Source organism: Gaetbulibacter aquiaggeris (genome assembly GCF_044003965.1).
Lineage (GTDB): Bacteria > Bacteroidota > Bacteroidia > Flavobacteriales > Flavobacteriaceae > Yeosuana > Yeosuana aquiaggeris.
This window is the reverse complement of record NZ_JBAWKC010000003.1, coordinates 1-20,251: the sequence shown is the minus strand read 5'-3', so window position 1 is coordinate 20,251 and position 20,251 is coordinate 1. Positions and strand designations below refer to the sequence as shown.

Sequence of the window (20,251 nt, the reverse complement as noted above, 5' to 3'; positions counted from 1 at the left end):
TTGTTTTCAAAATTCATCAAACATAAACCCAAATAAAGTTCATTCAGATGAAATGATTTATTAGTTTTGTAAAACTCAAAAATACATAAATTTGAGTGAGCTCACATTAAAAACATATCAACAATTATAAACATGGCGATTATCACATTGACGACTGATTTTGGTGAAAAAGATCACTTTGCCGGTGCGATTAAAGGAGCTATTTATACTGAATTACCTCAGATTAGAATTGTTGATATCTCGCATTCAATTTCTCCTTTTAACATATCAGAAGCCGCGTATATTATTCAAAATGCTTATCGCAGTTTCCCCAAAGGAACCATACATGTTATTGGGGTAGATTCTGAATTAAATCAAGAAAATAAACATATAGGCGTAAAGCTTGATGATCATTATTTTATTTGTGCAAATAATGGTATTATGAGCATGATTTGTACTGAAATAGCTCCTGAAAAAATTGTTGAAATTAACATTCATGATAAAATTCAAACAAGTTTTCCTGTGCTTGATGTCTTCGCAAAAGTAGCATGTCATATTGCAAGAGGAGGAACTTTAGAAGTTATTGGCAAAACCATCACTGAAATAAAACCTATTAAAAATGTAGTTCCCTATGTTAACGAAGATAAAACACAAATTATAGGAAGTGTGATTTATATCGATAATTATGGCAATGTGGTGACGAATATTAAAAAATCATTTTTTGAAACCATTCAAAAAGGTCGAAATTTTGAAATTTCTGCACGAAGTTACAAGTTTAAAACCATCTATAAAAAATATAGTGATTTTGTAAATTTTGAAATCCCTGAAGATAAAAGACACGATGAAGGCAGAGGCTTAGTTGTATTTAATTCAGGTAATTTTTTAGAAATAGCCGTTTATAAAAGCAATAGTGCAACTGTTGGAAGTGCTTCTACATTAATGGGGTTAAACTTAATGGATACTGTAACTATTAACTTTTTTAAAGAATAATTTAAGTATGTTTGTAAGAATTGTGAAAATGAGTTTTTCTGAGGAACATATTGATGATTTTCTAAATAATTTTGAAGAAAACAAAAGAAAAATAAGAGCTTTTAAAGGTTGTCATTTACTTGAACTTTATAGAGATAAAAGCAATTCAAATATATTTTTTACCTATAGTTATTGGGAATCTGAAAATGATTTAGAACATTACAGACAGTCAGATTTATTTAAAAGCGTTTGGACAAAAACAAAGGCTTTATTTAATTCAAAACCTGAAGCTTGGAGTCTTGATAAATTAGAATCATTAGTATAAATACAAAGAAATGTTAGCCATATTAAAAAAAGAAATAAACACATTTTTTTCCTCACCAATAGGCTATTTGGTTATAGCCCTGTTTTTATTGCTGAACGGTTTGTTTTTATGGGTATTTAAAGGGGATTTTAATATTTTAGATTATGGCTTCTCCGATCTATCTTCTTTCTTTTTAATAGCCCCATGGATTTTATTGTTTTTAATTCCTTCTGTGACCATGCGCAGTTTTTCTGATGAGAAAAAACAAGGGACTATGGAACTGTTATTAACCAAACCTCTTTCAAATTTAGAAATTGTTTTAGGTAAGTATTTTGGTGCAGTAATTCTAATCATTATCGCACTATTGCCTACATTACTTTATGTTTACACTGTTTATCAATTAGGTAGTCCTAAAGGTAATTTAGATGCAGGTAGTACCATGGGGTCCTATTTTGGTCTACTATTTTTAGTAGCTTCTTATACGGCTATAGGCGTTTTTGCTTCTACTATATCAGAGAACCAAATTGTCGCCTTTTTAATAGCAGTGTCTTTATGTTTTCTCTTTTATATCGGTTTTGAAGGAATTGCAGATTTTATATCTAGTCCTTTTTTTGAACAACTTGGTATGAGTTATCATTTTAAAAGTATGAGTAGAGGTGTTTTAGATACACGTGATATTATTTATTTTGTAAGTGTTACCGTTTTTTTTATTTCACTTACCAAATCAAACTTTAAATAATTAAATATATGATTATTACTCCTGTTTTTGTAATTCTTATTAGCATCGTTTTTATCCTGGTTTGGTTTTTTGCTAATACTATTGATAAACGTAAATGGGTTACTTTATTAATTAGCATTCTATTAACACCGATTGTTTATTTTTATGTTGTTTATCCCTTTATAAATATTTTCAGTAGCTATCATCATGAAAAATATTTTGAAACCGAAGCCTGGAAAACCAAGCCTGCTTTGCGTTATGAAATGATAAAAGAAATAATTAAGGATAGCCTATTCATAGGTAAAAATAAGCAAGAGGTTGAAGTTTTACTGGGGAAAAGTGAATGGTTTGGTTGGGATGATTCAATAAAAGCCAACTCCCCTGAAAAGTGGAACTATAATTTAGGTTTTGAGCCTGGAGCTTTCAATATGATGCAAGAATGTTTTGAATTAGAATTCAAAAACAATATTGTAACAAATGTAAAACAATATCAATTGGAAAAAACTTTTGAAGAAAAATAGCAAACATATCATCCTATTATTAATTGTTTTAATAGCTATTAACTACTTAAGTAGTTTAGTTTTTAAACGTTTTGACTTAACTCAAGATAAGCGTTATACGTTAAGCATGGCGTCTTTAAATGTTATTAAAGAAGTAACCTCTCCAATAGTTGTCGATGTGTTTTTAATTGGTGATGATTTTCCTTCAGAATTTAAACGATTACAAAGAGAAACAAAACAGTTGCTTGAAGAATTTTCCGCCAACAATAGTAATATCATATTTCATTTTATCAATCCATTAGAAGATGAAGCAACACGAGAGAGTAATATCCAGCAACTTACACAACGTGGTTTAACGCCCATGCAGCTAAGTGTTCAAGAAAATGGAAAAAGCACTCAGGAAGTTATTTTTCCTTGGGCTTTAGCTAGTTATAATAATGAAACTGTGACCATTCCATTGGTTAAAAATAAAATCGGGGCTTCACAACAAGAACTGGTTTCAAATTCTGTCCAGCACTTGGAATATGCCTTTGCTGATGGATTCAGTAAATTAACAAAGCCAAAGCGCAGAAAGATTGCGGTTTTAAAAGGCAACGGAGAACTAGAAGATAAATACCTTTTTGATTTTGTTAAAAAACTTGGTGAATACTATTTTATAGCACCTTTTACATTAGATAGTGTTTCTGTTAATGCGCAAGAATCATTAAGGCAACTAAAAGCATTTGATTTAATTATTGCTGCAAAACCAACGGAAGCCTTTTCTGAAGAAGAAAAACAGGTATTAGATCAATTTACAATGAATGGAGGGAAAAGCTTATGGCTAATAGACCAAGTAGCCATTGAAAAAGATAGTCTATACAATGAGCTTGGTAAAACATTTGCCATAGCCAGAGATTTAAACCTAACGGATTTCTTCTTTAAATATGGCGTCCGTATTAACCCATTATTAATTAGTACACTATATTCAGCGCCAATCACCTTGGCTATTGGTGAAGGCAGTAATTCACAATTTCAACATTTACAATGGCCTTATTCTCCTTTAGCCTCGACCATAAGTAAGCATCCCATTGTTAATAATTTAAACATGGTGAAATTTGATTTTGCCAGTCCAATGGATACTTTAAAAAACAATATAAAAAAAACAATTTTATTAGAAAGTGCCCCATTAACAAAATTAGAAGGCACTCCAAGAGAAATTAGTTTAGACCTTGTTACTCAACAGCAGGATCCAAGCCTTTTTAATAAAGGTAATCAGTCATTGGCGGTATTGCTAGAAGGTGAATTTACCTCTGTTTATAAAAACCGTGTCAAACCATTTAAACTTTTAAATGAAAAAGATAAAAGTATTTTTACAAAAATGGTTGTTATTGCCGATGGAGATCTTATTAAAAATGATGTTGTTAGAAATGTTCCTCAAGAACTGGGATTTGATAGATGGACCGGGAAAACATATGGAAATAAAGAATTTTTAATGAATACAGTAAATTACTTATTGGATGATGGTGGACTTATAAACATTCGTTCAAAAGAAATTGATGTGGCCTTTTTAGATCAGGAAAAAATAGCCAGTCAAAAAACATACTGGCAAATCTTCAATATCTTACTGCCACTAGGCTTATTAACTATTTTTGGGTTCGGTTTTAATTATATTAGAAAGAAAAAATTTACTGGCTAAATGTTAATAAGTTTGTTTCCTATATTAGTCTGTATGGAATATATTTGTAAATAGCATTTTTTAAAACTAAACGAATTATAAATACATGAACCATTCATGATTTCAGACTTTTTTTTAAAGGGAAATTTTAATCCAATGAATGCAACATTTGTCAATTAAAAAATATAAATAATCTAATGAAATTTATAGTATCAAGTACCTATTTATTAAAACAATTGCAAGTATTAGGAGGCGTCATTAACAGTTCTAATACACTTCCTATTTTAGATAATTTTTTATTTGAATTAGATAATTCAAAACTTACCGTTTCTGCGAGTGATTTAGAAACTACTATGGTTTCTCAACTTAAAGTTGAAAGTGATAGTAAAGGAAGTATTGCCCTTCCTGCTCGCTTATTGCTTGATACCTTGAAAACATTTCCTGAACAGCCATTAACATTTAAAGTTGAAGATAATAATACTATAGAAATAAGTTCTAATCATGGTAAATATGCACTAGCATATGCCAATGGTGAGGAATTTCCTAAATCTGTAGCTCTAGAAGATCCTAGTAAAACAATTATAACTGGTGATGTTTTAGCCACTGCAATCAGTAAAACAATTTTTGCTGCCGGAAATGATGATTTACGTCCTGTAATGAGTGGTGTGTTTTTTCAATTTTCTTCTGAAGGATTAACTTTTGTTGCCACTGATGCTCATAAACTTGTAAAATACACAAGAGAAGACGTAAAAGCCAATCAACCCGCAGAATTTATAATGCCAAAAAAACCTTTAAATCTTTTAAAAGGGATTTTGGCTGGTAGTGAAGAAGAAGTTGTTATTGAATATAATGATTCTAACGCCAAATTTACCTTTGAAAACTCGCAATTAATTTGTCGATTGATTGATGGTAAATATCCTAATTACGAAGCTGTTATACCTAAAGAAAACCCTAATAAGTTAGTGATAGACCGAACCCAATTTTTAAATTCTGTAAGACGTGTTAGTATTTTCTCAAATAAAACAACCCATCAAATAAGATTAAAAATTGCTGGTGCTGAATTAAATATTTCTGCTGAAGATATTGACTACAGTAATAAAGCTGAAGAACGATTGACCTGTGATTATCAAGGGGATGACATGCAAATTGGTTTTAATTCAAGGTTTTTAACAGAAATGTTAAATAATTTGAATGCAGATGAAGTCAAACTAGAAATGAGCTTACCTAACCGTGCTGGTATTTTAACACCTATTGACGGTCTAGATTCAGGTGAATTTATTACGATGTTAGTCATGCCAGTAATGCTTAATAATTAAAAAATATTTATTTTTATATATTAAAAAAGCTCACCAAATGGTGAGCTTTTTATTTATCTCGTTCTAACTAAACTAACTAATAAAATTAAGAGATAAAGGATATGTTGGAGATTCTCCATCATTAGATTTAATTGCATTTATAATGGGGAAAACTACTGAAATAATTCCTATACCAATCAATAAAAGAATTCCTAATCCTAGTAAAAAAATTAAAGGAATACAAATTAAAGCATAAACTAGTAGACTTAATTGAAAATTAATAATGCGCTTGCCTTGTTCATCCATTTGATAAACTTTTTCCTTTTGAGTCGCCCAAATAATTAAAGGGATGATTAAGCCCCCAAAACCTGTCAATAAAGTTGCAAGCTGACTTAAATGGGTTATTACTAAAAGTTGCTTATCTTCTCTCATCATGGTTAATGTCTGTTGATTGATATAATAGTAAGACGATCGATGACAAAAAATGTTACAATCTAATAACATCATTTAACACCTTACTTCTTAAGAAGGATTCAAATAATTAAAGTGTTTTCCATTACTAAAAATGGAATATCGATATTAAATGCTAGGGTTTCTTCGGGATGCCTATTAAACAAACGTTCTAAAAACGTATGTTTTTTACGCATCATAGCAATTAATTTAATGTCATTGGCATGAACATATTCTTCAAGCGTTTTGTATAAATCGGTGCTAAAAGAATCAATATTTTCATAGGTGACATCACTAAAATATGTTTTTAAAAACTTTTTATTTTCCTTTCTCTGATCACTAATGCCTTCAATATCATCGAAATGAAGTACATTCAATTTAGAATTATAAAGAGTAACTAATTCTTTAAGTGGTCTTAACTCTTCAATATTATGTAAAGTCAAATAATTTGTAGTAAAAGCTATTCTATTTAAGTTTGTAAATAAACAACCATCAGGAATTGCCAATACCGGAGCTACACAACGCTGCATAACATGTACAGTATTACTTCCAAAAATAACTTTCTCTAATCCAGTAGCTCCTTTGGTTCCCATAACTATGAGGTCTATTTGTTTATTGAGAGTCACTTGATTAATAGAATCTATAAAATTATCATAATCTACAACTGAATGAAAAGTGTGTTTATCATTTTTATATTTGGTTTCAAGCTTTGTTATCAAATTTGCAATTGATTTTTTGGAAACATCAATTATTGTTTGATATATAGTTGCCGATGATGCCATTACCATCATGTCATCAGAAATGAACGAAGAAGCTTTTTGAACGTTTAATAAATAAAAGTCGCAAGGGACGTCCTTAAATAAAGCCATTGCATAATTAATTGCGTTTACTGAATTCTTAGAGAAATCCGTTGGCAGTAGTATTGATTTCATCTATTTGGTGTTTAAAATTATTAATAAATATAACCTTTGAAAACCACTAAAACTATGACAAAAGTCAGTTGAAGAACATGTTATATTCAAAAAATCATAAATTAAACCGTTGTATTCTCAACATAATAATTACCATTATATACGCTGCGAAAAGTAATTTATTTTATTTTTTTACTAAAATTTGTTTCTTTGGAAGTGACAACTTTCAAAGCCCTATTTACAAATCATTAAATAACTAACTCTTAAAATATTAAAAGAGAAAGAAGCAGAATGAATAGAAATACTAATAATAGAATAAGAAGAACTTAATTTAGATGATATTAGACTTGTCTAAACAAAGTTTTTACGGTTTTTTGTTATATTTGACTCTAGAAATATAATTCTCTCAATGAAAATTTTCTTTATTGCCTCAGCTTTTGCCTTAGTTGGTTCATGTTCATCTACAAGATACACAACAAAAATTCAAAATTTAAAAGATAATATTCATATTATTGACAGCTCTTTAGTTATCAAATATGCAGAATCTATCACTCCAAAAGATTTAAAAGAACATCTTTTAATTATCTCAGACGACGAGCTATTAGGTAGAGCTACAGGTGAAATGGGACAAAAATTAGCTGCCGAATATCTTAAAAGTTACTATCAATCACAGGATATTGCGTCCCCATTGGATGACAATAATTATTTTCAGTCTATTCCAAATACATTTTTACCAAAAAGTAATGAATCTTCAGAGAATGTATTGGCGTATATTAAAGGTTCTGAAATACCAGGTGAAGTTTTAATAATATCTGCGCATTATGATCATTTAGGAATCACGGATGGTGAAATAAACAATGGAGCAGATGATAACGGTTCAGGCACTTCTTCTCTGATGGAAATTGCGCAGGCTTTTAAAATTGCAGAAAATGAAGGACATAGTCCTAAAAGAAGTATTTTGTTTCTTCATGTTACAGCCGAAGAAATAGGCAAATTGGGTTCTGAATATTATATTACCCATCCAGCTTTTCCATTAAACAATACGGTTGCTGACCTAAATATTGATATGATTGGAAGGGTGGATAAAGCTCATGAAAATAATAAAGATTATTTATATTTAATTGGTTCTGACAGACTCAGTACTGAACTCCATTATTTATCAGAAAAAGTAAATACGACCTTTTACAATATAAATTTGGATTACAGATATAACGCAGAAAATGATAGTAATCATTACTACAATCGTTCTGATCACTATAATTTTGCTGAAAAGAATATTCCAATTATTTTTTATTTTAACGGTGAACATGCCGATTACCACAAACCAACAGATACTTCAGATAAAATTGATTTTGAATTATTGGCCAAGCGTTCAAAATTAATATTCGCAACTGCCTGGCAATTAGCAAATCTTGATCATCGAATAAAAGTTGACAACGGAATTATCAATTAATATGTAAAACATTATAATAATGAAAAAAATAGTTTTTCTATTAAGTTTTTTGAGCTTACAATATTGTAACAGTCAAAACAATACATCAACATTTGAAAAAGAAATTGATATTTCTAAATATGCCAGCACCATTACCTCAGAAGCACTTAAAGAAGCGCTTTACATCTATGCCTCTGATGAATTTGAGGGAAGACGCACTGGTGAGCCTGGTCAAAAAAAAGCCGTTGAGTTCATTAAAGAATTTTATTTAAATAATGGTATTCCTTCACCACTGGGCAATAACGATTATTTTCAAGAAATACCAGAATCGTTTTTTAAAAGTGGCATAAAAGCTTCTGAAAATGTGGTGGCCTTTATTGAGGGTTCTGAAAAACCAAATGAAGTTTTAGTTTTATCGGCTCATTTAGACCATATTGGTATTTCGAGTGACGGGCAGATAAATAACGGCGCTGATGATGATGGCTCAGGTACCGTTGCTGTTTTAGAAATTGCAAAAGCTTTTAAAGCAGCTATTAATGATGGAAACAGGCCTAAAAGATCAATATTATTTCTACATGTAACCGGAGAGGAATTAGGGCTTTACGGATCAAGATATTATACTGATGTGGATCCCATTTTTCCATTAATAAATACAATTGCCGACTTAAATATTGATATGATAGGGCGAATTGATCCTAAACATTTGGATAATACTGATTATTTATATTTGATTGGATCTGATAAATTAAGTACTGAGCTTCATAATATTTCTGAAGAAGTCAATGAAAGATATTTCCAAATGGAATTTGATTATACCTATAATGATGATAATGATCCCAACAGATTTTATTACCGGTCTGATCATTACAATTTCGCTAAAAATAATATTCCGGTAATTTTTTATTTTAATGGGACGCATGCCGATTATCATAGACCATCTGATACTCCAGATAAAATAGAATATGATTTGCTAGCAAAAAGAGCTCAACTTATTTTTTACACAGCCTGGGAGTTAACAAACAGAAATAAACGAATAACTGTAGATAAAGCTAATAATTAATAATTCATTTATAAGCATATTTTAAATAATTAAGCCTGCAAAAAGCAGGCTTCTTCCATTTAACAAAAATTAAAACCGCTTATTTTATAACTTTTACGTTAACTGCGTTTAATCCTTTTTTACCATCTTTTAACTCAAATTCTACTTTGTTGCCTTCTGCGATCTTGTCAATTAAACCAGAGACGTGCACAAAATACTCATTTGAAGAACCGCCTTCAATAATAAATCCAAATCCTTTAGATTCATTGAAGAATTTTACTGTACCGTTTTTCACTAGACTTTAAAATATTAATTATGATAACAAATATAAAACTATTGCTATTTAATTAAAAAAATATTTTTCCGGTATAATGAGTAATTAAAGGCACCCTTAATTCAAAATATTGTATCTTTAATAGAACCTAAATTTTTAAAACAATGAAAGATTCTAACTATATAAAAATATACACAGGAAGTTTTATTATTGTTCAACAAATGATTAGCGCCCTTGAAGAAATAGGCATAAACGCTGTGGTAAAAGATGAAACAGAATCTGGTTTAATCTCAATTTTTGGTGCCACTAATCCAAATCTCCAAAGAATTTATGTTCATAAAGATGAAGTGGACAAAGCAGTCCCAATAGTTGAGGAAATTAGGTCCAACTTAAAAGACTAATATATATTTAAGCCGTTACAGAATACATTTTTGAACGTAACTCCTTAATTTTTGGATCTTGCATATATTCATCAAATGTAGTATGCCTATCAATTATTCCATTAGGCGTTAATTCTATTACTCTATTGGCTACCGTCTGAGCAAATTCATGATCATGAGTAGTAAACAATATAGTGCCTTTAAAATTTGTTAAGGAGTTATTGAAAGCCGTAATACTTTCAAGATCCAAATGATTTGTAGGTTCATCTAACATCAATACATTGGCTCTTAGCATCATCATTCTACTTAACATACAACGCACTTTTTCACCCCCTGAAAGAACGTTTGATTTTTTTAAAGCTTCCTCCCCGCTAAAAATCATTTTTCCTAAAAACCCACGAATATAAACTTCTTCACGCTCTTCTTCAGTAGTTGCCCATTGTCTTAACCAATCAACTAATGTCATACTATTGTCAAAAAACTCACTATTATCAAGTGGCAAATAAGATTGTGTGGTAGTAATACCCCAAGAAAATTCACCAGAATCTGCTTTTTCTTTACCATTTAAAATTTGATAAAAGGCCGTTGTAGCTCTTGAATCCTTTGAGTAAACCACTACTTTATCTCCTTTTGAAAGATTTAAATCTATATTTTTAAATAGTAATTCCCCATCAATCGAAGCTTCTAATCCATGAATATTTAAAATTTGATCACCAGCTTCTCTTTCCCTTTCAAAAATAATAGCTGGATAACGCCTGCTAGTTGGTTTAATATCACCAATATTCAATTTATCAATCATCTTTTTTCTACTAGTCGCTTGTTTACTTTTAGCCACGTTAGCAGAAAATCGTCTTATAAATTCTTCTAATTCCTTTTTCTTTTCTTCAGCTTTCTTGTTTTGTTGCGAACGTTGACGCGCAGCTAATTGAGAAGATTCATACCAAAATGAATAGTTTCCTGAATAATGGTTAATTTTTCCAAAATCAATATCTGAAACATGTGTACAAACCGCATCTAAAAAGTGACGGTCATGCGATACAACAATAACACAGTTCTCATAATTAGCCAAAAAGTTTTCTAACCAAGAAATGGTTTCATAATCCAAATCATTGGTAGGCTCATCCATAATCAATACATCAGGATTACCAAATAAAGCCTGAGCCAGTAACACACGTACTTTTTGCTTTCCATCAAGGTCTTTCATTAACATATAATGTAATTCCTCACTAATTTCTAAGTTTGAAAGCATTGACGCTGCGTCACTATCGGCATTCCAGCCATTCATTTCTTCAAACTGAACCTGAAGTTCTCCTATTCTATCTGCATTCTCATCAGAATAATCAGCATATAAAGCATCCATTTCAGCTTTTATTTTAAAAAGCGGCTTATTACCCATTAAAACGGTCTCTAAAACAGTATGCTCATCATACAGGTTATGATTCTGTTCAAAAACAGACATACGTTTACCCGGTTCTAAACTAACCTGTCCTGATGTTGGGTCTTGTTGACCTGAAATTATTTTTAAGAAAGTTGATTTCCCTGAACCATTAGCACCAATAATTCCATAACAATTACCTTGAGTAAATGTTGTATTTACTTCATCAAATAAAATGCGTTTTCCAAATTGTACTGAAAGGTTTGATACTGATAACATAAAGGTTGTTTTGAATTTTGTGCAAAAGTAGAAAAATCAAACCATAAGACGAAACTTAGTTTGTTTATTTTTAAAAGGCAATATCACATATAATGCGTAAAATTTATTCTTATAACAAATTGAATATGAAACTACTACCCTATATCATCAAATATTTAACAAGGTCTTAACAAGCCATCTTGATTGCAACCTATAAATTTGTAGGTAGATGGGTAGAAATTCCAATGCCACTGAGGGGTCAAAATTATGAGAATTTTATTTTTTAATATAATAATAGCTTTATCACTCTTTGCCTGTGAAAAGGATATTAAAGAGGGAAGCGAACATGCTTTTTTGGGTGGTGAAATAATTAATCCAAATGGCGATTTTGTGACGCTTTCAAAATCTGAAAAAGTCATAGATACTATTAAACTTGACAACCGTAATAGATTTTTATATAAAATAAGTCCTATTGAATCTGGGTTTTACACATTCAAACATGGTAGCGAAATCCAGATGGTCCTTTTAGAACCAAATGATAGCATCATACTTCGATTAAATACTCTTGATTTTGATGAATCATTGGTATATAGTGGTACTGGATCCAATAAAAACAATTATTTTATTAATGAGTTTTTACAAAATGAAATTATTGAAAAAGAAATATTTAAACTTTGTCAGTTGGATCCCGTTGTATTTGAGGTTAAAATAAATGAAATTAAAGAGAAAAAAAATAAAGCACTTAGTGATTTTATAAATAAGAATAAAACCTCAACACTATTTAAGGAAATTGCTGAAGCCAATATCAATTACAATTACTATTCAAGTAAAGAAATTTATCCGATTATAAATTATGGTTATAACAATAAGACCGTTATTAAAGATTTACCAAAAGACTTTTATAGTTATAGAAAAGATGTTGATTATAATAAAGAAGGCTATTTAGAGTATTTAAGTTATAACTCTTTTTTGAGGTCTAACTTTAATAATTTATCACTTGAAAAGCATTTAGATCATACAACGGAAAATCATTTTAGCAGTACCTCTTCATGTTATAATCTTGATAAATTAAATTTAATTGACAGCTTAGTAAGCAACCAAACAATTAAAAACGATTTGTTATTTTATTTTACAATGTCTTTTCTAACAAAAAATAAAGACGTTGAAAATAATGAAACAATTAAAAAATCCTTTTTAAGTAAAAGTACTGATCAGAAAAACAATGAAATTATATCTAATCTTACGGTTGCTTTAAATAACCTAAAGCCAGGAGAGAAATTTCCAAATATAAATTTAGTAAATTCTCAAAATTCTGATTTAAATTTTAATTCATTAATCAAAAGACCAACGGCAGTATATTTTTGGTCTAATAAGTTTTATGACCATTTTAAAGACAGTCATAATAAAGTAAATGAACTAAAAATCAAGTATCCTGAAATTGATTTTATTGCCGTGAATGTTGATGAGCAAAACATTAAAGTCTTTGAAAAAACTTTAAAAAGTAATAGATTCTCAGTTATAAATGAATTTCAATTTAAAAATCCTAAAGAATCTATGCATAGACTTGCTATTTATCCAATGACTAAAGTTATTATCATTGATAAAGATCATATTATTGTCAATAGCAATGCCAATATGTTTTCAAGTAACTTTGAAGAACAGCTTTTAGGACTCATAAGCAGATAGTACTTTACTCAAATAAAAAAGCCTCAAACTATTTTAAGTTTGAGGCTTTTTTATTTGAAGTTCTATTTTTTAGTTTCCCTTTTTATAATCTGCTAAAAATTGAGCTAAACCTAAATCAGTCAAAGGATGCTTTAATAAACCTTCAATAGCACTTAAAGGCCCTGTCATAACATCTGCACCTAATTTAGCACAATCTATAATATGCATGGTGTGACGCACTGAAGCTGCTAAAATTTGCGTTTCAAAAGAATAATTATCATATATAAGACGAATTTCAGAAATTAAATTTAAACCATCTGTAGAAACATCATCTAAACGACCAATAAAAGGCGATACATAAGTTGCTCCAGCTTTCGCAGCAAGTAATGCCTGACCTGGTGAAAACACTAAAGTCACATTTGTTTTTATTCCTTTTTCTGAAAAATATTTACACGCTTTTATCCCATCTTTTATCATTGGTAGTTTCACTACGATTTGATCATGTAATTCTGCTAAGGCTTCCCCTTCGCGAATCATGCCATCAAAATCTGTTGCAATGACCTCAGCACTCACATCACCATCAACAATATTACAAATATCCACATAGTGTTTCATAATATTATCATGTCCCGTAATACCTTCTTTAGCCATTAATGAAGGATTGGTAGTTACGCCGTCAAGGACACCGAGGTCTTGAGCTTCTTTTATCTGTTTAAGGTTTGCTGTATCAATAAAAAATTTCATAGAATATAGTTGTTTATGTTTTTCTTAAAAATAATCGCGAATTTACAATAATTGAACACTTTGAAAGGTCATTTGCTATTAAAACATATTAACAAATAATTTACCAAAATTTAATTTACTACGATTTTATAGGCTTTGCTAGTTGATTCTTCACATAATCCATCACAATCATTCAGACGGTTTTCACAATCTTCGGCATAATTAAAGGCCTGTTCCACACTTAGCCTCACTGTAAAATTATAGGTTCCAGAAACCGAAGGTGTACCCTCTATTATAATAGTCCTATAATCTATATAATAATCAATTCCTCTGGGCAATGCACCATCAATAGAGAAATAGTAATTGTAACTGTCATCAGAAGGCTCATTTTTAATATCAGCCGAAATTAATTCACTATAAAATTGATCCACCTGAGCAGGTGCAAGGGTATTATTTGATAGCTCTGGACGTCTATTTATAATGCATTCCAAGACGTCTTGACAACTATGCAGTGATACTAAAGATAACAACAGAATTAGTAAAGATATTTTTTTCATAAGTAATTAATTTTAAAGAATTAGCTTAAAATTATATTTAAAATAGATTATAACTTATAATGATTCAGCAATAACTTCTCATACATTTTATCAGGTAAAATTCGTTTTAAAAAAATAGAAAACTTTTGCATAAAGGCCCCGACCTTATAATGCCCTTTAGGGTTTTTAGTATTAATAATCTTAAACACCGCTTCAGCCATCATTTTTGGATTACTCCCACTATCGACGTGTGAATTCATCAACTCCAAAGTACTTCCGTAAGGTTTATAGTAAGGAGACTTCTCAAGTAATGGTGAATGAAATCTTCCAGTGGCAATATTAGTAGCAAAATCACCGGGGGCAATATTGGTCATATGAATATTAAAATCTTTCAATTCCATTCTAAAAGATTCTGTAATAATTTCAAGAGCCGCTTTACTTGCACTGTATATACCTCGATATGGTAGTCCCATATAACCGGCTATAGATGTTATGTTTATAATTAAACCGGATTGCTGTTGACGCATTTTTGGTAAAACCGACTTAATAAGATTTATTGGTCCAAAAAAATTAGTCTCAAAATTGTTTTTTATTTCTTCTTCAGGAATTTCTTCAATAGGTCCAGTAATACCAACCCCTGCATTATTAACTAATACATCAAGCTTTCCCTCTTTATCAATAATTGCTTTTACCGTGTTTCTAATTGATAATAAATCCTTTACATCTAAAGGCAAAATAGGAAATTTACTGTCCTTATAATTTTCAGGATTTCTACTTGTACCATAAACTATAAAGCCTTTCTTATTTAGAAATTCACCTATAGATTTACCAATTCCAGAAGAACCACCGGTAATTAAAACAACTTTAGACATGCTTTTATATTTTATTAAAACGATAAAGTTACTATTGTAATTGATTTTAAGGAAAGAAAAAAGCACAAAAAAAAGGCAAGCTACCTACATCACACCGCTACGACCATTTACCTTTGCTTCGTTCCCGACCTGGAGGATTCAACAGGAGCTGGTTGTGTAGGACTTGCCGACTGCAAAGATACAACCTTTTAAAATTTTCACAATGATTTTTTAAACTGATTTTAAATAAATATCTTGCTTAAAATTTACAATTCAAATGAATATTTTTAAACACCTCATAATCATATTTTTAAGTATCCTACTTATAGCCTGTGGGACTAATAATGGTCAAAACAAAGGTGGTTTCATCTTAAAAACGAATTCAAAAAACAATACTTTTTCAAATAATGAGACTTTAAGTATATCGTTAGAAAACCCTAAAAATCAAACTATTGATTCCATTGTATTTAAACTTGATAACAAAACAATTGGAGAGTCTTCATCTTTAATCGATTTTAAATTAGGTAAACAAACTATTGAGGCTGTGGTATATTTCAATAATGAGCATCAATCCGTCTTTCAAAACATTATTATTCTAAACAATGAAACTCCAAAAATCTTCACTTATAAAATAATTAATGAATATCCGCATGATATTACTTCATATACACAAGGTTTAGAATTTTATAATGACACCTTATATGAAAGTACTGGTCAATACAAAGAATCAAAATTGAGAAAAGTAGATTACAAAACAGGAAGTATCCTTAAAAATATAGATCTGGCAGATGAGTATTTTGGTGAAGGTCTTACCATTTTAAATAACAAAATTTATCAATTAACCTGGCAAAAAGGGATTGGCTTTATTTATGACTTAAACAGTTTTGAAAAAACGAACAGTTTTAAATATGGAAAAAGTAAAGAAGGTTGGGGATTATGTAATAATGGTAATGTCATTTATAAAAGTGATGGCTCTGAGGATTTATGGATTTTAAACCCTGAGACTATGATTGAGCAAGAATATATTCAAGTATACACCAATAAAGGCCCCATAAAAGAAATAAATGAGCTTGAGTGGATAAATGGTAAAATTTATGCTAATAGATATCAAAAAGATGGCGTAGCCATAATAAACCCAATAAATGGCGCGGTCATTGGGGTTATTGATTTTTCTCCGTTGAAAAAATTAGTTAAACAACATCAAGGATTAGATGTTTTAAATGGTATTGCCTATAACCCAAAAACTAAAACTGTTTTCGTAACTGGTAAAAGGTGGGATAAATTATTTGAAATTGAAATAATTGAATAATTAATGTTTTTTAGATTGAAATCTAAAAAAACTCTGAGAAATTGGAATAATTAAAAGCCCAACGACTACAAAAACAAAAAAGGCGTTTTTTAAGCCAAAAGCATGTGCCAAATAGCCTATCATTGGCGGACCGATAAACATCCCTAAAATTCCATAAGTTGAAATAATAGAGATGGCCATTCCTGGTGAATACTTATCAGATGAACCTGCTAAGGCAAAGGTCATAGGAAAAATGGCAGCGGTACCAAATCCAACCAAACAAAATCCTAAAAGAGCCGACCAGAAATATGGAAACAAAACAGCTATTAAAATACCTATTGTTATGACCGTAGAACTAATCACATAAGTGCTTTTTGCCCCTATTTTATTTATCATTTTATCAGAATAAAACCTTGATAAGGCCATACAGGTCATAAAAGAAAGATAGCCATAAGTGAAGACGTCTTCTTGAATAACTTCTTTAAAAAATACGCCACTCCAGTCAAACATGCCGCCTTCACAAATGGCGGCTAAAAAAATAATGACCCCTAAATATAAAATAAAGGGATCTGGCTTTCCAAAAATAAGTTTATTACCCGTTGGAGATTTGTCATTTTTAATTGTGAAATTATAGGCTATAACAATAAGAACCAATGATAATATAGAAACTGCGAGTAAATGATTGGCTATACCTACATGAAGTTTTACCATTATGGTTGAAAACGCAACACCAACCAAACCACCAGTACTCCAAAGCCCATGAAAAGAACCCACGATTCGTTTTTCAAATTTTCTCTGTAAAATAAGAGATTGTGTATTCATTGCTATATTAAGTATTCGCATAAAGAACGAGAAGAAACTAATAGCGACTATTAACATGAAGGTAGATTGGATATACCCAATCCAAATCAATGAAAAAATAAATAAAATAAAAGAGACTAATAAAGGCTGTCTGCTATCAAATTTTGAAACTAACCATCCCGAAATAGGCAAACCAATTAAGGAACTTATAGGCATAGCTAATAGGACGGTACCGAGTTCTGCTTCGTTTAAGTTGAAAAATGTTTTAATCGTTGGGATACGGGAAGCCCAGGTGGCAAAACTAAGTCCTGATAAGAAAAAATAAGTTCCTAAGGCAATTCTTTGTTTGACTTTTAATTCCATTATAAAAATAAAGGCAAGCTGTAAAAACTTGCCTTTTCTATTTAAATATATAAACTATTTATATAATTCCTTATAATATTGCTCGGCCATTCTATGACTAGAAAATTTTGGAATGACATCATCAATTCCTTGAAACACCATTTTTTGCCATTCTTCGGGACGCTCATAATACATAGGAATGACTTTATTTTCTAAAATATCATACAAGTTTTCAGCATCTATTTTATCTTGTTGCCACACCGGCATGGTGTGATCAAGCTCAGGTAACACAAAACAGTTTTTTCCATCCTTTTGAAATTCAGGAATCCATCCATCATTAATAGATACGTTTATAGATCCATTCATGGCTGCGGTCATGCCACTTGTTCCTGAAGCTTCACGGGTAATTCTTGGGGTGTTTAACCAAACATCAGAACCTTCTTTTAGCTTTCTGGATAAATCCATTTCATATCCAATTAAAACGGCCAAATTTGGTGCTGTTTTAGAATAATTGACTAGATGATTAAAAATATCAATGGCATAATAATCAAAAGGATATGGTTTTCCTGCCCAAATAATTTGAACAGGATATTTAGAATTAGAAATTAATCTTTTAAATCTTTCGATATCATGTAACAATAGATCTGCACGCTTATAACCTGCAAAACGCCTAGCCCAAACAAAGGTTAAGACGTTTGGATCAAATATTTTTTTTGTTTGATTAAGAACTTCATCAAACAATTGTTGCTTCAGTTCTCCTTTTCTTTTCTTAAATGCTTTAGTATTTCTCTTTTCCCAAGCTTTTTTAATTTGGTTGTCTTGCCAAAAGTTTTGATTTTGTGCATTTGTGATAGGAATAATTTCACAAGTCTTATCATAATCCTTCCACATTTCATTAGAGACCACTGCATGTAATTTTGATACAGCATTTGCTTTTTTTGCCATTCTAAGAGCAGAAACCGTATAATTAATCATTCCTCCGTTAACAGTTTCCTTTTCTAATTCTTCATCAGAAAGCATTTTCCCAAAAAAACCACATCTATTTAAATGACGTCCATCACGCTCTTCATTTCCAGCTTTTTCAGGTGTATGCGTTGTAAAAGCAAATTGATTTCTTTTAACGCCTTTATCCTTTAAATAATAAAAAGCCGGCAACCCATGTCCTTCATTTAAATGATATATATCTGCACCACCTAATGCTTCAACTACTTTTGCACCTCCAATTCCCAAAACAATACTTTGTGAAACCCTGGTTACCTCGTTAGAATCATATAAGTGATTGGTAATTGTTCTAGATAAAAAGTCATTACCGTCAACATCAGTACTCAATAAATAAATTGGTGCTGAACCAAAAATTTCTGGTTTTAAAAGATAGGCACGTACTTTTACATTAGGATTGTCATGCAATTTTACAGAGACCTCAATTCCTGTATCTTCTAAAAAGTGATACGCCTTTTCAGTAAAATCCGTACGTAATGTTTGATCATCATTTCTGGATTGATCATAATAACCGTATTTCCATAACATACCAATACCTATCACATTTTGCTTAAGTTCATGAGCAGAACGCATATGAGATCCTGCTAAAAAGCCAAGACCTCCTGAATAAATTTTTAATGCTTGATGAATACCAAACTCCATACTAAAGTAAGCTACTTTCTTTTCAAAATTCTTTGCCGGTTTATATGGATGGATATTATTATTTGTCATCTGAAATTATTTTTAAAGGTGCAAATGTATTTATAATTAATAAATTAATCATATACGATTTTGCTAATAATTTAAAAATAATGGAATATTTAATGATCCCACAATGAAGTAAGTATATTACCGAGCTAAAGAACAATCTTTGCAATCTTTTACTAAACCATGATATGTATCTCGGTATTTATGAAGTGTTTTAACAGGTAAGCCTAAAAGATATTTTTTTACATAAGTGACATTAGTTGTCAACTCACCCATCTCTTTACTGTATCGTCTTTCTGTTTTAGTTTTTCTTTTTATTTGTATTACTTTCATAAAAATTGTGTTAGCCGATAAGGTATAAAACAAGAGCTAAGCTGAAAGGAATAGTTGTTAAAATAGTGTTAAATTATAAACATATAACTAGGAACATGTCTTGTTGAAAAAATCAAATAATTATTGAATATAGATCTTATTGATTACCATCGAATATTTAATTAAGTATACTTAAGCTCAATTCGGCTTAAACACTAATGAACTGGACTTTGTGTACAAGGACAGTTACTGATGCCTCGTAGAAAATCTAAGCCTATGGTAATGACATGGGTTCCCGAATTGTAACTTGATAAATCATTAATGGTTACCTGATAAGCATATCCAAAATAGAACATAGACTTTTTAAAACCTACCATAGGTCCAACATTTAATGGTTTAAAAAACTGGTCGTTAAGAAAACGATACGATATGCCGGCCCAATAATAATCTTCATTTCTATTGTACTTCCTCACTTTAAAATTGATATCAGTACTGGATCTTCTGTCACT

22 protein-coding genes and 1 other RNA gene are annotated in these 20,251 nt (G+C 30.4%); 11 read left to right on the top strand and 12 right to left on the bottom strand.

Translation table 11 applies throughout. From position 1 onward, the window contains the following. Positions 1-132 precede the first annotated feature (132 nt). From V8G56_RS09315 to dnaN, 6 genes are all read left to right on the top strand, one after another. Positions 133-969 carry an SAM hydrolase/SAM-dependent halogenase family protein gene (locus tag V8G56_RS09315; protein ID WP_395438182.1) on the top strand — a complete coding sequence of 279 codons (837 nt, stop codon included), beginning with the start codon at positions 133-135 and terminating at the stop codon, positions 967-969. 7 nt (positions 970-976) lie between these two features. Further along, positions 977-1,273, top strand: a complete 297-nt coding sequence (locus V8G56_RS09310) for a putative quinol monooxygenase (protein ID WP_395438181.1) — start codon at positions 977-979, stop codon at positions 1,271-1,273. A gap of 10 nt (positions 1,274-1,283) precedes the next feature. Further along, positions 1,284-1,991 (top strand): gliding motility-associated ABC transporter permease subunit GldF, encoded by a 708-nt coding sequence (gene gldF / locus V8G56_RS09305; protein WP_395438180.1) that lies wholly within the window; start codon positions 1,284-1,286, stop codon positions 1,989-1,991. A gap of 8 nt (positions 1,992-1,999) precedes the next feature. Then, a complete protein-coding gene (locus V8G56_RS09300; RefSeq protein ID WP_395438179.1) occupies positions 2,000-2,491 on the top strand; it encodes a hypothetical protein in 492 nt (163 codons plus the stop codon). Next, a complete protein-coding gene (gene gldG, locus V8G56_RS09295) occupies positions 2,478-4,145 on the top strand; it encodes a gliding motility-associated ABC transporter substrate-binding protein GldG (RefSeq protein ID WP_395438178.1) in 1,668 nt (555 codons plus the stop codon). Before V8G56_RS09300 ends, gldG begins: the two co-directional genes overlap by 14 nt. 176 nt (positions 4,146-4,321) lie before the next feature. After that, complete coding sequence (gene dnaN / locus V8G56_RS09290) at positions 4,322-5,440, top strand: DNA polymerase III subunit beta (protein ID WP_395438177.1); 1,119 nt, start codon at positions 4,322-4,324, stop codon at positions 5,438-5,440. Positions 5,441-5,512: 72 nt separating this feature from the next. Here the strand turns inward: dnaN and V8G56_RS09285 are convergent, their stop codons facing one another. Together V8G56_RS09285 and V8G56_RS09280 are read right to left on the bottom strand one after the other, a co-directional pair. Next, complete coding sequence (locus tag V8G56_RS09285) at positions 5,513-5,851, bottom strand: DUF4870 domain-containing protein (protein ID WP_395438644.1); 339 nt, start codon at positions 5,849-5,851, stop codon at positions 5,513-5,515. 101 nt (positions 5,852-5,952) lie between these two features. Continuing rightward, positions 5,953-6,801 carry a universal stress protein gene (locus V8G56_RS09280; protein ID WP_395438176.1) on the bottom strand — a complete coding sequence of 283 codons (849 nt, stop codon included), beginning with the start codon at positions 6,799-6,801 and terminating at the stop codon, positions 5,953-5,955. A gap of 388 nt (positions 6,802-7,189) precedes the next feature. Between V8G56_RS09280 and V8G56_RS09275 the strand changes: the two genes are divergently transcribed. Both V8G56_RS09275 and V8G56_RS09270 read left to right on the top strand, forming a co-directional pair. Beyond that, positions 7,190-8,233 (top strand): M28 family metallopeptidase, encoded by a 1,044-nt coding sequence (locus tag V8G56_RS09275; protein ID WP_395438175.1) that lies wholly within the window; start codon positions 7,190-7,192, stop codon positions 8,231-8,233. Between the two features lie 19 nt (positions 8,234-8,252). Beyond that, positions 8,253-9,272, top strand: coding sequence for a M28 family metallopeptidase (locus tag V8G56_RS09270; RefSeq protein ID WP_395438174.1), 1,020 nt, complete (start codon positions 8,253-8,255; stop codon positions 9,270-9,272). A gap of 79 nt (positions 9,273-9,351) precedes the next feature. On the opposite strand, the gene V8G56_RS09265 is transcribed toward V8G56_RS09270, so the two are convergent. Continuing rightward, a complete protein-coding gene (locus tag V8G56_RS09265; RefSeq protein WP_395438173.1) occupies positions 9,352-9,546 on the bottom strand; it encodes a cold-shock protein in 195 nt (64 codons plus the stop codon). Positions 9,547-9,689: 143 nt separating this feature from the next. Between V8G56_RS09265 and V8G56_RS09260 the strand changes: the two genes are divergently transcribed. Further along, positions 9,690-9,926 (top strand): putative signal transducing protein, encoded by a 237-nt coding sequence (locus V8G56_RS09260; protein WP_395438172.1) that lies wholly within the window; start codon positions 9,690-9,692, stop codon positions 9,924-9,926. 7 nt (positions 9,927-9,933) lie between these two features. On the opposite strand, the gene V8G56_RS09255 is transcribed toward V8G56_RS09260, so the two are convergent. Beyond that, positions 9,934-11,559: an ABC-F family ATP-binding cassette domain-containing protein gene (locus V8G56_RS09255; RefSeq protein ID WP_395438171.1), complete on the bottom strand. Its 1,626-nt coding sequence runs from the start codon at positions 11,557-11,559 to the stop codon at positions 9,934-9,936. 246 nt (positions 11,560-11,805) lie between these two features. Between V8G56_RS09255 and V8G56_RS09250 the strand changes: the two genes are divergently transcribed. After that, positions 11,806-13,224 carry a TlpA family protein disulfide reductase gene (locus V8G56_RS09250; RefSeq protein WP_395438170.1) on the top strand — a complete coding sequence of 473 codons (1,419 nt, stop codon included), beginning with the start codon at positions 11,806-11,808 and terminating at the stop codon, positions 13,222-13,224. Between the two features lie 69 nt (positions 13,225-13,293). Here V8G56_RS09250 and fsa read toward each other — a convergent pair whose 3' ends face one another. The 4 genes from fsa to ffs all read right to left on the bottom strand — a co-directional run bounded on the left by fsa (position 13,294) and on the right by ffs (position 15,503). Continuing rightward, positions 13,294-13,947: a fructose-6-phosphate aldolase gene (fsa, locus tag V8G56_RS09245; protein WP_395438169.1), complete on the bottom strand. Its 654-nt coding sequence runs from the start codon at positions 13,945-13,947 to the stop codon at positions 13,294-13,296. 110 nt (positions 13,948-14,057) lie between these two features. Next, positions 14,058-14,483, bottom strand: a complete 426-nt coding sequence (locus V8G56_RS09240; RefSeq protein WP_395438168.1) for an Ig domain-containing protein — start codon at positions 14,481-14,483, stop codon at positions 14,058-14,060. Positions 14,484-14,530: 47 nt separating this feature from the next. After that, positions 14,531-15,334, bottom strand: a complete 804-nt coding sequence (locus tag V8G56_RS09235) for an SDR family oxidoreductase (RefSeq protein ID WP_395438167.1) — start codon at positions 15,332-15,334, stop codon at positions 14,531-14,533. Positions 15,335-15,404: 70 nt separating this feature from the next. Then, positions 15,405-15,503: signal recognition particle sRNA small type (gene ffs, locus V8G56_RS09230), an RNA gene on the bottom strand. A gap of 87 nt (positions 15,504-15,590) precedes the next feature. Between ffs and V8G56_RS09225 the strand changes: the two genes are divergently transcribed. Next, positions 15,591-16,622: a glutaminyl-peptide cyclotransferase gene (locus V8G56_RS09225; protein WP_395438166.1), complete on the top strand. Its 1,032-nt coding sequence runs from the start codon at positions 15,591-15,593 to the stop codon at positions 16,620-16,622. Here V8G56_RS09225 and V8G56_RS09220 read toward each other — a convergent pair whose 3' ends face one another. The 4 genes from V8G56_RS09220 to V8G56_RS09205 form a co-directional block, all read right to left on the bottom strand. Next, the gene (locus tag V8G56_RS09220) at positions 16,623-17,765 is read right to left on the bottom strand and encodes an MFS transporter (RefSeq protein ID WP_395438165.1); all 1,143 of its coding nucleotides are present in this window, start codon (positions 17,763-17,765) and stop codon (positions 16,623-16,625) included. It abuts the gene before it with no gap. Positions 17,766-17,819: 54 nt separating this feature from the next. After that, entirely contained in the window at positions 17,820-19,454 is a 1,635-nt protein-coding gene (gene glgP / locus V8G56_RS09215; protein WP_395438164.1) for an alpha-glucan family phosphorylase, read from the bottom strand. Between the two features lie 117 nt (positions 19,455-19,571). Next, positions 19,572-19,763 carry a hypothetical protein gene (locus tag V8G56_RS09210; RefSeq protein WP_395438163.1) on the bottom strand — a complete coding sequence of 64 codons (192 nt, stop codon included), beginning with the start codon at positions 19,761-19,763 and terminating at the stop codon, positions 19,572-19,574. Positions 19,764-19,957: 194 nt separating this feature from the next. Continuing rightward, positions 19,958-20,251 (bottom strand): type IX secretion system membrane protein PorP/SprF (locus V8G56_RS09205; protein WP_395438162.1); only part of this gene is annotated, 294 nt, incomplete at its 5' end.